The organism is Paenibacillus sp. FSL R5-0407 (assembly GCF_038009185.1).
Taxonomy (GTDB): Bacteria; Bacillota; Bacilli; order Paenibacillales; family Paenibacillaceae; genus Fontibacillus; species Fontibacillus vini.
Genome location: NZ_JBBPAX010000001.1, coordinates 1 through 14922, shown reverse-complemented (window position 1 = coordinate 14922; position 14922 = coordinate 1). Strand labels below are relative to the sequence as shown.

Annotated in this window: 13 protein-coding genes and 1 other annotated feature; of the genes, 4 read left to right on the top strand and 9 right to left on the bottom strand. The window is 52.4% G+C overall.

The features are described from left to right. Positions 1–15: 15 nt before the first annotated feature. Entirely contained in the window at positions 16–249 is a 234-nt protein-coding gene (locus tag NYE70_RS00065) for a hypothetical protein (RefSeq protein WP_211022108.1), read from the bottom strand. A gap of 157 nt (positions 250–406) precedes the next feature. Here NYE70_RS00065 and NYE70_RS00060 point away from each other — a divergent pair, with 157 nt between their 5' ends. Then, complete coding sequence (locus tag NYE70_RS00060) at positions 407–1627, top strand: NAD(P)/FAD-dependent oxidoreductase (RefSeq protein WP_341044626.1); 1221 nt, start codon at positions 407–409, stop codon at positions 1625–1627. Positions 1628–1691: 64 nt separating this feature from the next. Here NYE70_RS00060 and NYE70_RS00055 read toward each other — a convergent pair whose 3' ends face one another. The 4 genes from NYE70_RS00055 to NYE70_RS00040 form a co-directional block, all read right to left on the bottom strand. Continuing rightward, positions 1692–2894: an MFS transporter gene (locus NYE70_RS00055; protein ID WP_211022105.1), complete on the bottom strand. Its 1203-nt coding sequence runs from the start codon at positions 2892–2894 to the stop codon at positions 1692–1694. Between the two features lie 179 nt (positions 2895–3073). Beyond that, positions 3074–3604 (bottom strand): hypothetical protein, encoded by a 531-nt coding sequence (locus NYE70_RS00050; RefSeq protein WP_290407562.1) that lies wholly within the window; start codon positions 3602–3604, stop codon positions 3074–3076. A gap of 144 nt (positions 3605–3748) precedes the next feature. Continuing rightward, positions 3749–4165: a DUF350 domain-containing protein gene (locus NYE70_RS00045; RefSeq protein ID WP_211022101.1), complete on the bottom strand. Its 417-nt coding sequence runs from the start codon at positions 4163–4165 to the stop codon at positions 3749–3751. A 16-nt stretch (positions 4166–4181) separates the two neighbouring features. Then, on the bottom strand, positions 4182–6545 hold the full coding sequence (locus NYE70_RS00040; RefSeq protein ID WP_213656190.1) for an endonuclease MutS2: 2364 nt from the start codon (positions 6543–6545) through the stop codon (positions 4182–4184). Positions 6546–6699: 154 nt separating this feature from the next. Here NYE70_RS00040 and NYE70_RS00035 point away from each other — a divergent pair, with 154 nt between their 5' ends. Next, positions 6700–7050, top strand: coding sequence for a phage holin family protein (locus tag NYE70_RS00035; protein ID WP_211022097.1), 351 nt, complete (start codon positions 6700–6702; stop codon positions 7048–7050). 232 nt (positions 7051–7282) lie between these two features. Further along, positions 7283–7657, top strand: coding sequence for a cytochrome C oxidase subunit II (locus NYE70_RS00030; protein ID WP_211022095.1), 375 nt, complete (start codon positions 7283–7285; stop codon positions 7655–7657). Positions 7658–7742: 85 nt separating this feature from the next. On the opposite strand, the gene zapA is transcribed toward NYE70_RS00030, so the two are convergent. From zapA to pheS, 3 genes are all read right to left on the bottom strand, one after another. Further along, complete coding sequence (gene zapA / locus NYE70_RS00025; RefSeq protein ID WP_341044624.1) at positions 7743–9290, bottom strand: cell division protein ZapA; 1548 nt, start codon at positions 9288–9290, stop codon at positions 7743–7745. Positions 9291–9400: 110 nt separating this feature from the next. Further along, entirely contained in the window at positions 9401–11851 is a 2451-nt protein-coding gene (gene pheT, locus NYE70_RS00020) for a phenylalanine--tRNA ligase subunit beta (RefSeq protein ID WP_341044623.1), read from the bottom strand. A 26-nt stretch (positions 11852–11877) separates the two neighbouring features. After that, positions 11878–12912 (bottom strand): phenylalanine--tRNA ligase subunit alpha, encoded by a 1035-nt coding sequence (gene pheS / locus NYE70_RS00015; protein WP_341044622.1) that lies wholly within the window; start codon positions 12910–12912, stop codon positions 11878–11880. 66 nt (positions 12913–12978) lie between these two features. After that, positions 12979–13275 (bottom strand) — a binding site (T-box leader). 168 nt (positions 13276–13443) lie between these two features. Between pheS and NYE70_RS00010 the strand changes: the two genes are divergently transcribed. Then, complete coding sequence (locus tag NYE70_RS00010) at positions 13444–13650, top strand: YwbE family protein (RefSeq protein ID WP_211022088.1); 207 nt, start codon at positions 13444–13446, stop codon at positions 13648–13650. A gap of 101 nt (positions 13651–13751) precedes the next feature. Here NYE70_RS00010 and NYE70_RS00005 read toward each other — a convergent pair whose 3' ends face one another. Then, positions 13752–14780 carry a YsnF/AvaK domain-containing protein gene (locus tag NYE70_RS00005; protein WP_341044620.1) on the bottom strand — a complete coding sequence of 343 codons (1029 nt, stop codon included), beginning with the start codon at positions 14778–14780 and terminating at the stop codon, positions 13752–13754. Positions 14781–14922: the final 142 nt, after the last annotated feature.

The window sequence follows — 14922 nt, the reverse complement described above, 5'->3', positions numbered from 1 at the left end:
TGTTGGATCCGCAATTTACTGGGCTTGGCTTGGAGCAAGGGGCTGATGCTGTTTCAGCGCGTTAATCAGCGTGTGCAGATGATGCTCGTGAACCCGCATATGCTCCGAAATCGCCTGCTCGATTTGTGCATTGGTCGCTACGGCGGCTGCAGCCGCGCACATCTTGATCAACATGTCTTCATTAGCCACAGAATCCGCAATATAGTTGACTTCTTTGCCGGACAGCGGCTGCATTTGCGTATAGTTCATCTCGTTTCCTCCTGATAGATGGTTGCATTCGGGCATATTATGTCCCGCTTCGAAATTTTTATCATAGGTCAGAGGTTATACTTGTGGCGCGGCGGTGAATATTGGATTAGGGACATTATACAAGTCCACTTGCTATCACTGTTGGAGGGATGGAACGATGAAATTACATTCGGGCGAACACGTCTGGCCCAGGACGATCGGTCCTGTCCCCGACTACCCTGCTTTAGGGCAAGACATTTCTTGCGACTGTCTCATCATTGGGGGCGGAATCAGCGGGGCTCTTTGCGCTCATCTTTTGACCGATTTAGGCATGAATATCGTTTTGGCTGAGAAAAATGAAATCGGCTCGGGCAGCACGCTGGCGAATACGGGAATTCTTCAGTATGCCAACGATAAAACCTTGACCTCATTCATTCATACATTTGGTGAAGAGACGGCGGTTCACTTTTACAGGCTCTGCAGGGATGCCCTCGTCCGTTTAAAAGAACTGGGAGGAAAGCTGCATCCGGATCTCTTACCGAAGGAGAGAAGCAGCCTGTATATGGCGAGCACCGCTGAGGATGTTTCCATGCTGAGGGAAGAATACGAGAATTTAAAAAAATACGGATTTCAGGTGGACTGGTGGAACGAAGAAGATTTCTCCGGACGGTTTCCGTTCCGCAGGCCTGGGGCAATTTACACTCAGGGGGACGCCGAGATCAATCCGTTTGCCCTCGTTCACGAACTCCTGAAGAAAGCGACGACCAAAGGGCTGCAAATTTACGAGCATACGCCTATTACGGGCTGGACATTCCATAGTGACGGGGTTAGCTGCCGTTCCGGACAGCGGGTCATTCGCGCCAAGCATGTCATCGTAGCTACCGGTTATGAAACCCAGCTTCTGAAACGGGAACCCGGAGCTTATTTAACGAGCACCTACGCGGTCGTGACAGAACCGGCAAACCATTTCAAGGATTGGCACGAGCGCTGTCTGATCTGGGAAACCGCCCGCCCCTACCTCTATATGCGGACAACCCCCGACGGCCGGATTATGGCTGGAGGTCTGGATGAGCCTTTAACAGGCAATATGTTGAAGGAAGGAAGGGAAATAAAAAAAGGACAGGAGCTTCTCGAACTTATTCACAATATGTTTCCGGAAAAATCGGGACTACGTGCCGCTTATTCCTGGGGAGCCGTATTCGGGGAAACCCGGGACGGATTGCCTTATATCGGAACCCATCCGGATTATCCCCATTGTTTCTTCCTTGAAGGTTATGGAGGGAACGGAACCGTATGCAGCATGCTCGCCGCCGAGATGATTACGGATGTGCTTGCCGGCAAACCGCGCAGCGATATGGAACTGTTTGCGCTGACCCGAAACACCAAACCCGCTCCTTAAACGGAGCGGGCTAAGTATACGATTCCACTGCCTGCGATCACCAGGATTGTAACTTCCTGTCCGGTCAAGCGGCATCAACCGGGTGCTTAAATAATTTGCGGATGAGAACCCAACTCAGCAAAGGGGTTGCTCCAAGACCCAGCATAAGCCAAATCACCGTCTTCATATGAGGAGACCAGGTAAATATGATAATGAACAGAAGCGTGCCAAGGAGTCTCCCTACCATGATGCTCAGTTCGCGGAGTACGATCAATTCAACGCGCTGCTCTACGGTATCCTCATTTTTCCCGATAAGATCGAACACCGAGGAGATGACCGGAAGCAAATACAGCGGCATGAACAGGGAAGTCCCGATCCCGAAGAGCATCAGCGTAACATAGTTGACGTCCCACAGAAGCGGGCCGATGACCCCCGTAATCAGTACCGCTCCAACGAGCATTCCGGCATACCGGAAGCGAATGTGGAGCCATTTTCCGACCGCCCAGAAGCTGACCAGGGAAACAAGTGAAGTAACCAACGAAAACTGGCCGACTTTCCTCTCTGCCGAAGTGCTGATAAATACGAGTAATGTGACCAGAAACGAAAAGACGCCCTCCCGCACTCCATGAGCCGCGGATGCCGGGACGGCCTGCCGCCAGGGACTATTCTTGCCAAACTGCCGGAAAGGCTCCATCCACCGGTAGGGACCGCCGCGTTTTCTTTTTTTCAGCCAAAAGCTAAGCAGGATGCCGATTCCGTAGACGATCAGCGAAACCGTGAATATGACGCGATATCCGAGATTTCCCTTCATCGCGGAAATAATCCAACCGGAAGTCCACGGACCTAAAATGCCGATCACGGAGCCCAGAATCCCGATCCAGCCATTGAACAAATCCCGGGTATCGACATCCGTCACTTCAAAATAAACGACATTAAAAGCTAGCCAAAACAGCCCCGATCCGATGCCGAACAGAAATCCAAGCGGCCATATATAATCGACGGTATGCGCTCCCGCCCACAGAACCAGCAGATAGAATATTCCTGAAACGACGATCCCCAGCCGGAGGGAGATCATCTTATCCTGCTCCTTCACCCATTTGCCGGCGATCCAAAACGTAAGCCCGAGCGCTAGCTGTTGACTGAACGTGAACCATCCGATCATCGCAAAATCCTGTTTGACCTTCCATAAATAGACGTTCAAAAAAGTTCCCGACAACGCCCCGGCCAAAACGAATAATCCATTCACGGCTAACAGCAGCCTGGATTGGCCGTTAAGAGAACTGCTCATGCATTTTGCTCCTCCAACGATTCAGTGTAAATGTAAGATACCCAATCTGCGGGGAAGCATGACATAACGACGCAAAAAATGGAGTGAGCCCCTTATCGTCAAGTTTTCTTTGAAATGTAAAAGGAGGCCTCCCTCCAGCCATAATGTATGGCCAGGGAAAGCCCCCATGTTCACAAAAATCAATCTTCACTTACTGTGCGAATCAATGCGTTCCGGTCATCCTCCGATAAGAAGGAACCGACATGGAAGCAAGCGGTGCAGACATAGACGTTTAGCTTGGCTGCCGGTTTCAGCAACGGCCCTTTTGCACCCTCGGGCACGACAGGAGCATAATCCGCACCTAACGTCTGAACTCCCGCAAACATCATATATTCCCGGCAATGCGGACATTCGGGAACTTCTTCCTGCCTGTCCAGAATATTTTCGACGCCGGATTCATAAGCAAGCAGATCTCCTCCGTCCGTTGCAAAAGCTTCTACCCGCCGAATCGCATTCAGATGGCTTTCGTCATCCTCTTCCCAAAGACCGAGGCCTTCTTCTTCCGCCTCCAAATCCTCGTCTTCCTCCAATTCATCTTCCTCGCCGAGAGAAATATTCAAAGTACGGTATCCCTTAAGCTCATTATGGCAATAAGGACATTCCTCTTCGGGTCCCAATTCTTCATCCCATACAATTTCGGTTTGACACCAAGGGCAGATTGTCGTTTCCATTTCAGCCCATCCTTCCATTAACAAATTAATTATTCATCCAACCCGTCATCACGATCTAACCAAGAAAATGATTCCGGCGATCAAGAACAGCATCGAGGCCACGAATAAAACCCGGACCAGGTTTTTCAACATGCCATACTCCTCCTAAACGATACAGGCTCCGATCACAAAGGACACAGAAACCGAAACGGCCATAGCGATAAAGCCCACCGCCACATTGCCCGCTGCGATCTCCTTGTCGATCTGAAAGACCGGGGTCACAAACTCAAACATCATATAAGCAAGGAAAAACAGAAACGCTCCGACAAAAGACCACCCGATAAACTCATAAATGGATGAACGTTCGGTCGCAAAACGCAGAATATTGCAAATTCCGAAGATTTTGCCCCCCGTGGCCAGCGATGCCGCCATATTCCCCCGTTTTATCTCATGCCAGCAGCGATACTTTGTTACAAGCTCAAAGCAGGAAAGAAACACGATCAGTTCTACAACCGCTACGGAAAAATATCCCGCCATCAGCCCGATCGGCTGCTCAAGCAGCGGATCAATGGTTCCTTTCAATCCGTTCTCCTCCCCGTCACTTCAGTTCGGCTACCGTGACTCCGGTACCGCCTTCCCCGTAATTTCCGAGACGATAACTCTTTATATGCTTGTGCCTGCGCAAATAATCCGAAATACCGGTACGCAATATTCCCGTTCCTTTGCCGTGGATAATATAGATCTGGCCCAGATTGCCCAAATAGGCTTCATCGATGAAGCGGTCAACTTCGATCAGCGCTTCTTCCAGATTGGCACCGCGTAAATCCAGCTCGCTTCGGACCTGATCGTCTCTGGTCCGCTTCAGATTGGTTACGGTCCGCTGTGCCGGCTTAGCCGATGCTGCCGATCCGATCAACTCGAGATCGTCCATAGCCACCTTCATTTTCATGATTCCGAGTTGGACGATCGCCTCTTTGCTGCCGGACAATTCCACGATATGGCCCTTCTGATTCAGGCTGTATACCATCACTTCATCGCCCGGTTCAATTTGGCGCGGCGGTTTGGCTGTCTTCTTGCCGGCCGCCTTCTTGCGTTGCTGCGGCTCCGCCTCATCCAGCTGTTTCCGGGCCGCGATCAGTTTATGCTCCTTGACCGAAGCGCCTTCCTCGAGCGCCAGCTTCCGTAAATCTTCGATAATCTTCTCGGCTTCGCTGCGTGCCTTGGCGATGATCGTTCTCGCCTCTTCTTCGGCCTTCTCCAGCCGGCGGTCTCTTTGCTGCTCCAGCTTCTCCAGTTCGGCCGTATGGCGGCTCCGCAAAGCCTCCAAGTCCTTCCGCAGCTTCTCTGCCGTCTCCCGCTCCTGCTCCGCGACGTTCCGGTTCTCTTCCAGCGAGGCAATCATATGCTCGACCCGCTGATCCTCTTCCTTCACCTCGCCCCGGGCATAGTCCAGGATTGCTCCCGGCAAGCCCAACCGTTCGGCGATTGCGAACGCGTTGCTTCGGCCCGGAACACCGACCAGCAGCCGGTATGTCGGACTCAGCGTATTAACGTCAAACTCCATACTCGCGTTAATAACGGCCTTTCGTTCATAAGCGTAAGCCTTCAGCTCGCTGTAATGCGTTGTGGCCACCATCCGGCAGCCCTGGGAATGAATATGCTCCAAAATCGCAATCGCGAGAGCGGAGCCTTCCGCAGGATCTGTACCGGCACCGACCTCATCCAGCAATACGAGACTTTTAGGGGTCATTTTGCGCAGAATTGAAATAATATTGGTCATATGGCTCGAAAAAGTACTGAGACTTTGCTCGATGCTCTGCTCATCCCCGATATCCGCATATATGGCGTCAAAGACACACAACTGGCTGCCTTCCTCCGCAGGAACAAACAAGCCGGACATCGCCATGAGGCTGAGCAGGCCGATCGTTTTGAGAGTGACGGTCTTACCGCCGGTATTCGGGCCGGTAACGATAATCGTCGAATATTGGTTGCCCAATTCCACATCGATCGGGACAACCTGGTTCGCCGGGATAAGCGGATGACGTCCCTTCTTCAGCTTCATAAATCCGCGATCGTTCATGCGCGGCAGCGTAGCCTTCATTTCCCGGGCCAAGCGTGCTTTGGCAAACAGAAAATCAAGCTGTGCAAGCACATCGCTGTCATAAAACAGCAGCTCCGCCTGTTCACCGACCAGAGCCGTCAGCTTCTGCAGAATCACTTCGATTTCCCGTTCTTCCCGAAGCCGGGTTTCCCGCAGCTTGTTATTCATCGCCACGATGGATTCGGGCTCAATGAACAGCGTCGCGCCGGACCCGGACTGATCGTGTACAATCCCGCCGAAGTGGGATCTGTATTCCGCTTTAACCGGAATAACAAACCGGTCGCCGCGGATCGTGATCAATTGGTCCTGCAGCATCTTCGATATGCTGGAGGAACGGATCATCGCATCCAGCTTTTCGCGAATGCGTACCTCACCGCCGCGCAGTTCCCGGCGGATCTGCGACAGCTCGGCGCTGGCGGAGTCGAGCACCTCGGCGCTCTCGTCAATGCACCGCTTGATGGCCTCCTCCAGCGGCTTCTGCTCGCTAATGGCATCGCTAAGCGTGAACAGGAGCGGGATCGGCTGGTCTTCATGCATGGAAGCCAGGAATCGCTTGATTCGGCGCCCGCCTTCCAGCGTAGTCGCAATGCCGAACAGCTCATGCGGATTCAGCGTACCGCCGATTCGCGCCCGCTTGACGGCCGGCGTTATGTCGACAATGCCGCCGAATGACGGATATCCTTTTAACCTGTCGACGGTAAAGGCTTCTTCCGTTCCTTGCAGCAGCCGTTTAACTTCCTCAAGGTTGGAATCCGGAGACAGCGCTTCAGCTTCGGCTCTTCCCAGCGGCGTCTGCGTATATTTCGCCAATTGTTCTATAATTTTTCGATATTCCATCGTTTTTAAAATTTTCTCGTCCAAGAACTTTCACAACTCCCCTCGGGCTATGATTTCATTATAGCGAAAGCGTTCATTTTTCGCCATTTCAAGCATTCGCACATAAAAAGGACCTGTGCGGAACAAGATAAGTGGGGATTATGACACGCATTTTCGCAAAAAAAGGAGGCCAAGTGCCATGCATTTTCTGGGACATGTTGTACGTTTTATTGTCTCAGCCCTAGTATTGCTCGTTGTCGGATGGCTCGTTCCGCAATTCAGTATCGGCGGCTTCGGCAGCGCATTGATGCTTGCGCTAGTCATCGCTTTACTGGGTTGGGCTATTGAAGGCATCTTCGGGAAAAGAGTTACCCCGTTCGGGCGCGGCATCGTCGGCTTCATCACCAGCGCTCTGGTGATCTGGCTGGCTCAGTTTATCGTATCCGGGGTTTCCGTTTCCATGATCGGAGCCCTGCTGGCCGCACTGGTAATCGGGATCATCGATCTGTTCATCCCGGTATCCACGCCATTCGAAGCAGCTAAGGATTAACCATTTCCTTCGATCCGATTCCAGCAGCATATAGATCCAACCTCAGCAATCCGCCCGGAGTTATCCTTCCGGGCGGATCGTTCTATTTATAGAGAGGAATCTAACATTTCAACATGCAATTATATGGAAGAAGTTCACCAATTCTTCAAACCTTGCTTACATCGTCTTTATCCAACTGCGATATAATATTCTTGAAATTGTCATAAATATTTTTATATTGCGAGGGATAAATGTGAAAAAAACGATTGCATTTATGGCTTGTTCTGTTCTCTTGTTGATTTTGGCAGCTTGCGGAAGCGGCTCGGGATCTGGCAGCAGCTCTGAAGTAAGCAATGTCGAACCGGAAGCGGAACTGGTGATCGAAGCTACAAATTATAAATTTGATCAGGCCGAGTATCATTTAAAGAAGGACGTGCCTGTCAAGGTTATCTTCAAAAATGCGGAAGGCAATCACGGCATGCTCGTGCCCGGTTTAAAGCTGCAGCTTAGCGGCAAGAAAGATTCCGCGGTAATTATTCCGAAGGAAACAGGGGAATTTGAACTAGCCTGCTCGATCATGTGCGGATCCGGCCATAGCGCCATGGTCTCCAAAATCATCGTAGAATAAACGGTAACCATCAAGAACCCCCGGCGGGAACGCCGGGGGCTCTTCCGTTTCCACGAACATAAACCGGATCACAACGAAGCTAAAATTAATTCTGATCCTGCTCGATCAGTTCAATCCATTCGTTATACTCGGTCTGCAGCTTGGCATAATCTTCTTTTAACCGCTTGTACTCTTCTTCCTTAGCCTGTACGTTCTCCCGCTCCACTTCCCGCTCCGCCTGAAGCAAGCGATATTCGTGGGATACGATCTCATAGCTGTCGGAGATTTGGCGAAGCTGTTCGGCCATTCGGTCCTTTTCCTGCTCAAGCTCACGATAATCGGTCGACAGGTTCAACACCTGCTCCCCTCCGCTTGCGCATTCCTGCTGCCATTCGGCAAGCTGACGCTGCAGTTCCGCTTCGGTTTCGCGCCAGGAGTTCAACTCCTGCTCTGCCGAGGCAAGCTGCTCTCTCCATTCGCGTTCACGACGCTCGGCCGCCTGGCGGGATTCATCCTGCTCCTCGGCCAGTGCCGCATATTCCTGCATCTCCCGCTCCAAATCCTGAAGCCGTTCCTCCAGCTTGAAGGTCTGTGCCTCCAGACGCTGCTTGTCTTCACCGGCAGATTGCGCTGTAAGCCGCGCGGATTCCCGCTCGCGTTCCACCTGCTCCAGTCTGGCCCGGAGCTTATCCAATTCATCAGCCAGTTTTGCGGATTTGTCCTTCTCTGCCGCAAACCTTGACTTGGCGGATTCCAACTCGCCGCTTACCGCGTTAAGCTGTTCCTCAAGCTTCTCCGTCCGGCTTACGGCTTCCAACTGGCTAATCTCCAGCCGGCTTAACTCTTCGTTTCGCCGATCCGCCAGCTTATGCCACGAGTTCTCATTTTGTAAGGCGGCGGCAAGCTCCGCACGCAGTTTGTCTTCCCGCTCCTTTGCCTCCTGAAGAAGACGAACCTGTTTCTTGGCTTCCGCGTCGGCGGCCTGAAGCGATTGCTGTGCCAGCTTCGCCTGCTGCTCTGCCTTCGCCACCTCCTCCTTCGCCCGCTGCTGAACGGTTTGAGCGGTTTGCTCCCTTAGCCGGGATGACTTAAGTTGTTCAGCAAGCTTCTCCCGTTCTTCCTTCTCTTTGCGATTCTCCTGTTCAAAAGTCCGCAATTTCGTCTGCAATTGTGTATTGTTTCCACGCTGTTCACCAAGCTGCCGCTCAAGCTCCTGAATTCTGACATTCAGCTTGCGGCATTCCTCGTCGCGCTCTTTCAGCGAGTTTTCGCCTTGTGCCACCTGCTCCGCGAGCAACTTCTTGTCGCTCTTCAGTTGGTGGTGCTCTTCCTGGAGCCCTTTGTGGTCATTCTCCTGCTTCGTATGGAGCGCCTGCATCACTGAGATTTCCTGCTTCAGTTCACCGTTTTCCTGCTGAACCTGTTTCAGTTCGCTCTGAAGCTGCTCCGTTCTCAAGGCTTCTTCAGCCATACGTACAGCAGCCAACACCGCAAGGCGCGGCGTATCCAGATGGGAATACATTTTGGAGATTGAACGCATATGCTCATCAACACGGCGGGCAACCTGCTTCATGTAATCGGCATTACTGCCCACGATTTTATAAGAAGTCCCATATATATCGACATTTACACTAATACGGTTTGGGGTATTCACAGCCAAGTGCCTCCTTCGGTCCGAGTTTGATCATAGATGTCTGTATTTGCACGAAAGTCACATCGAATCGTTACTAAAGAAAGATTCGATGTGACTCGGTTCAATTCCTGCTATTTTCTCAATTCAGCAGCAAAAGTTTGCTCCAGCGCCGCAACGACCGATTCATGTACTTCGGAAACTTCCTCATCGGTCAACGTCCGCTCTTTATGACGGTATACAAGGGACAAAGCTACGCTCTTCTTGCCCTCTCCCAGCTTGGCTCCCGTAAATACATCAAATACTTCCACCGATTCTAGCAGTTCACCGGCAGATTTCCGGATCGAAGACATCAAGGCTTCCGCCTCGACGTTTACATCCACGACGACTGCGATATCCCGCTGCATCGCCGGGAACCGCGGAAGATCGCGGTAAGCTACAGTATCCCCCGCATATTGATAAAGCGGCTCAAGCATTAGCTCTGCTGCATACGTATCGTCGAGATCCATCTCGCGCTGCAATTCCGGATGCAGCTGGCCGAGCGTTCCGATCCGCTGGCGGCCTTCCGGCACCTCCAGGTAGACGGACGCCGAGCGTCCCGGATGGAAGCCTTTAGGAGCGTCTGCTTCGTAGGAAACGCGGCCGCTCACGCCGAGATATTCAAATACGCTTTCCAATGCGCCCTTAAGGTCGAAGAAATCCACCTTCTCGGCCGAAGTATTCCAGCGTTTGACGCCTCTGCTGCCGGTAAGCAACAAGCCGAGCACAGGCAATTCCCGCGGCTGCTCCTTCATATGCTCATCCTTGCCGTGGAACACCGTACCGATTTCGAACAAGGCGAGATCGTCGTGCTTACGGTTCCGGTTATACTGAGCCATATCGATCAGACCCGGCAAAAGGCTGCCGCGCAGTACGCTGCGGTCTTCGCTCATCGGCATCGCCAGTTTCACTTCATGTCCGCCTTCGCCCGGTGCAGGGAATTTGCCGCCGGCTCCTTCCCGGATAAACGAATAGCCCATCGTTTCCTGCCATCCGCCATGGACTAGCAGACCACGCAGCGCCCGCCGCAGTGCCTGCGGCTTCGTATAGCCTCCCGCCGTCGACGGACCTTCGATCATCGTAACCGGAATATTGTCATAACCGTACAAACGGGCAATCTCTTCGATCAAATCCACGTCGCGGGTAATATCCCCGCGGCGGCTTGGGACGCGAACTTCCAGTGCATTCACATCCAGATCACCGCATTCGAAGTGCAAACGAATCAACAGAGCTTTCGTTTCGAGCGACGAAATGTCTGTGCCCAGATATGCGTTCATTTTATCCAGCGATAAAGTAATCGTATGGTCTTGCGCTTCCGCCGTAACGGACTGAACTACGCCTTCCAACACTTTGCCGCCGGCGATTTCGACCATCAGCGCTGCCGCGCGGTCCAGTGCCGGAAGCACTCTTGCCGGATCCACTTCCTTCTCGAACCGCAGTGACGCTTCGGAACGGAGACCGAGCTGACGGGATGTTTTGCGTACGGAGCCGCCGTCAAACTTGGCCGATTCCAGCACGATGTTCGCGGTGGTTTCCGTCACTTCGGAATCCAGTCCGCCCATTACTCCAGCCAGGCCTACCGGCCGGTCTTCTCCGTCTACGATCAACAGCGAACCCGCATCAAGCTTGCGTTCCTGGCCGTCCAAAGTGACCAGAATTTCGCCTTCCTTAGCTGCGCGTACGCCGATGGCGTTCCCGGCGATCTTGTCGGCATCAAAAGCATGGAGCGGTTGCCCGTACTCCAGCATCACATAATTCGTAATGTCCACGATATTATTAATCGGCCGGACCCCCGCCGCCATCAGACGGCTTTGCATCCAGAGCGGCGAAACGCCGATCTTTACGCCCGAAATATACCGGACCGCATAACGGCTGCAAAGATCCGGGGATTTGATACTCACGGAAATCCGGTCGCTTGCCGGCTCAGTTACTTCGATCAGATCGTTCTCCGGCTGAGGAAGCTTCACGTCCCGGCCCAAAATCGCGCCAACCTCATAAGCGGCCCCGAGCATGCTGAGGCAATCCGAGCGGTTCGGCGTCAAGTCGAAATCCAGTACCTGATCGTCCAGGTGCAACAGGCTGGTAATCGGCGTGCCGATCTCGCTGTTTTCAGGCAGTACCAGAATGCCCTCCTGTTGTTCCTTTGGCAGCAACTTATCATTCAAGCCAAGTTCTTTGGCCGAGCAAATCATGCCTTGCGATGCGACGCCGCGGAGCTTCGCCTTCTTGATTTCAAGCCCGCCCGGAAGCTTAGCACCGACAAGAGCTACAGGCACCTTTTGTCCGGCGTCCACGTTCTTTGCGCCGCAAACGATTTGCAGATCTTCCGCTTCGCCGGCATCGACGATGCAGACGTTCAATTTATCGGCATCCGGATGCTTCTCCTTGCTTTTCACGTAACCTACTACTACTTTAGTAACACCTTTATTCCGATTCTCGACTGAGTCGATTTCGATGCCGGAGCGCGTAATCATCTCGGCAAGCTGCGGAATATCCACATTATCCAGTGAAACATATTGTGATAACCATTCGGTTGATACTTTCATGTCATTTCCCCTTCCTTTTCCGTGGCCTATACTCTGGCAAACTGCTGCAGGAAACGCAGATCGTTATTGTAGAAGTGACGGATGTCGTCGACGCCGTATTTCAGCATCGCGATCCGTTCCACGCCCATTCCGAACGCGAAGCCGCTGTATTGCTCAGGATCGTATCCGCTCATTTCCAGCACGCGCGGATGAACCATCCCGCTGCCCAAAATCTCCAGCCATCCGGAGTTCTTGCAGACCCGGCAACCTTGTCCTCCGCATTTCACGCAGGTAACGTCAACCTCGACGCTCGGCTCGGTGAACGGAAAGAAGCTTGGACGAAGGCGGATTTGGGTGTTCGATCCGAACATCTTGCGGGTGAATTCCAGCAGCGTTCCCTTGAGATCGCTCATACGAATTCTTTTGCCAACCACCAGGCCTTCGATTTGATGGAACTGGAAGGAATGGGTAGCATCGTCGTCATCGCGGCGGAATACGCGTCCCGGACAAATGACCTTGATCGGAACTTCCCCTTTCATGGCTTCCATCGTACGAACCTGTACCGGAGAAGTCTGGGTACGCATCAGCAAGTCTTCGGTCAAGTAGAAGGAATCCTGCATATCGCGGGCAGGGTGGTTCTTCGGCAAATTCAGCGCTTCGAAATTGTAATAGTCCGTCTCTACCTCAGGACCTTCCGCAATCCGGTATCCCATTCCGATAAAAATATCCTCGATTTCCTGAATGACCTGATTCAACGGATGTACGGCCCCCTGCTTAAGCGGGCGTCCCGGCAAGGTAACATCCACCTTCTCGGCTGCAAGCCGGCCCTCGGTTTCTTTCCGCTGGAAATCGTTCTGCTTCTCTTCGATCAGCGCTTCGATCACTCCGCGCACTTCATTGGCCACCTGGCCGATCACTGGCCGTTCCTCGGCGCTAAGCCCGCCCATACCGCGCAAAATCTCGGTGAGGGCACCCTTTTTACCCAGATATTTGACCCGCAGGTCGTTGAGATGAATAGCATCGGCCGTTTTGCCAAGCTGCTCCATCGCTTCTTGTTTGAGTGCCTCCAAACGTTCTTTCATCGACAAATCCCCCTTAAGCTTTATAAATCGTACTTGTTTCTGAAAACAAAAAAGGCCTCTTCTCCCGAAAGGGACGAAAAGACCGTGGTACCACCCTTGTTAGAGTCTCCGTTACCGCCCGGCGCAAGTTTCAGAATAAAACTAGGCATCCTGGGAGTAAGACTCTCACTTTATCGGCATAACGGGCCGCAGCCGGTATCCTCTACTGCACCGCCGGCTACCACCGTTTCCGGTCTGAGCGGGGTTCAAGGAACTGCTCCGGAGCGAACTTCAGCAGCCTGATTCCGTAGAGACGTTCTCAATCACTGACGTCTCTTCCCTGTAAGGAGGCTTCTGCTTACTCTTCTCCATCATCGCATTTACTTTTTGACTTACCTGATATTATATGCAAAGATCCGGACATTGGCAAGCCGATGTCTTGTCTCCTCCCGCATAACCCTTGTTCCGTTGGATTCCGGGTCAGCTTATGGTATCGTAAAGGATAACTTTTAAACATGCCCTATAAATCCAACACCGAGGAGAATTACCCGAATGAACGGAACTGTACGCAATAATATTGCCCCGGGCCTGACCGTCGATATCGTACTAAAAAAAGACCAATCCACCGGCCGGCTTACACGCGGCATCGTTAAAGACATTTTGACCAACTCGCCGAATCATCCCCATGGGATTAAGGTGCGGCTTCAAGACGGCCAGGTGGGACGGGTTAAAAATATTATCCCGGACGGAAGCAAATAAACATGTGAGCCCGCCAGCCTGTGATAATGATAAAAGGACAGCCCTTAGGCTGTCCTTTTTAATGATTATTTTAAACTGAATTGCCACCTTCACCCGGGCAATTAGCGGTCGAGCTTTTCGTCTCCCCGTACTCTAGGGTTCCCGGTCTGATCCAATCGGGCTTCTTCCTTCTTCAAGATATCCTGCACCTGCTCCGTATCTTGAACTTCCCGTTTATGAATCTCCACCTCGCCGGTCACGACCGGGCGTTTGTTGACCTCCACCCGCTCCTCCGAGACCGGAATGCGAATCGTTTCATCACGGCCTACAGGCTCGCCTATAGCATCGTCATGAATCACCTTTTTCTCGACGACTACTTCCTCACGGCTTACCGGCACATTGATCGTCTTCTGCTCTTCGATTACTTCTTTGCGCAGATTCACTTCACCGGTAGTTTCCCGTGTCTTCGAAATGTCGAGCCGCTCCTCGTGCAGTCGCATCGTGCGATCCTCAATGTCTTGATCCCTTACTTGCCCCTCTGGACGGTCAAGCGCAGCCAATTCCTGATAGAAGGCACCCGCCGGTTCACGGGTTTCCCGCATTTTTGACTCATCCACGCTGCGGTTGATCCCGTCATTCTGATCATATCCATCACGGTAGTTATGGGCATTCAGGGAATGATGCTCCCGGAATACGTTGTAAACCTGTCCTTCCTGAGCATCCGTCGCATCCACCATCACCAGGATGCGGCCATGCTTGACGAAGCTGTTGTATTCTTCGGCTTCATCCTCAGGAATGCCAAGGCCAACCAGACCGCCTACCAGACCGCCGGCTCCGGCTCCTACAGCCGCCCCCGTCAGCGTGGCTGCGATCGGACCGGCAGCGATGATCGGACCGATCCCCGGAATAGCCAGTGCACCCAGGCCCGCCAGCAATCCGGCTACGCCGCCCAGCACTCCGCCTGTCGCAGCTCCGGAAGCAATTCCTTCCGGCGCCTTCGTTCCAGTCTCATCATGAATGGAATTGATGTCGTCCTTGTTTCTTCCGATAACGGAAATATCATTCGTATCATATCCTAAAGCTTGTAAATCCCGAATCGCATTAGAAGCATCCTGATCTGAAGAAAATACACCAACTATTTTTTGTGTCATATCGATTACCTCCTGAATGTGAATTGGGTTCAGAAGATAATTAACCACTGACTACATATTCAAACTTCCAGAATTTGCGTTTAAGACAACAAAAAAAGTTGCCCACCGGCAACTTTGTCGTTAGTGATGTATGGAGCGGGTG

Bases quoted from the DNA above. Each gene is read 5' to 3' on its own strand.
- NYE70_RS00065 (WP_211022108.1), bottom strand. From the start codon at position 249: ATGAACTATACGCAAATGCAGCCGCTGTCCGGCAAAGAAGTCAACTAT.
- NYE70_RS00060 (WP_341044626.1), top strand. From the start codon at position 407: ATGAAATTACATTCGGGCGAACACGTCTGGCCCAGGACGATCGGTCCT.
- NYE70_RS00055 (WP_211022105.1), bottom strand. From the start codon at position 2,894: ATGAGCAGTTCTCTTAACGGCCAATCCAGGCTGCTGTTAGCCGTGAAT.
- NYE70_RS00050 (WP_290407562.1), bottom strand. From the start codon at position 3,604: ATGGAAACGACAATCTGCCCTTGGTGTCAAACCGAAATTGTATGGGAT.
- NYE70_RS00035 (WP_211022097.1), top strand. From the start codon at position 6,700: ATGCATTTTCTGGGACATGTTGTACGTTTTATTGTCTCAGCCCTAGTA.
- pheT (WP_341044623.1), bottom strand. From the start codon at position 11,851: ATGAAAGTATCAACCGAATGGTTATCACAATATGTTTCACTGGATAAT.
- pheS (WP_341044622.1), bottom strand. From the start codon at position 12,912: ATGAAAGAACGTTTGGAGGCACTCAAACAAGAAGCGATGGAGCAGCTT.
- NYE70_RS00010 (WP_211022088.1), top strand. From the start codon at position 13,444: ATGAACGGAACTGTACGCAATAATATTGCCCCGGGCCTGACCGTCGAT.
- NYE70_RS00005 (WP_341044620.1), bottom strand. From the start codon at position 14,780: ATGACACAAAAAATAGTTGGTGTATTTTCTTCAGATCAGGATGCTTCT.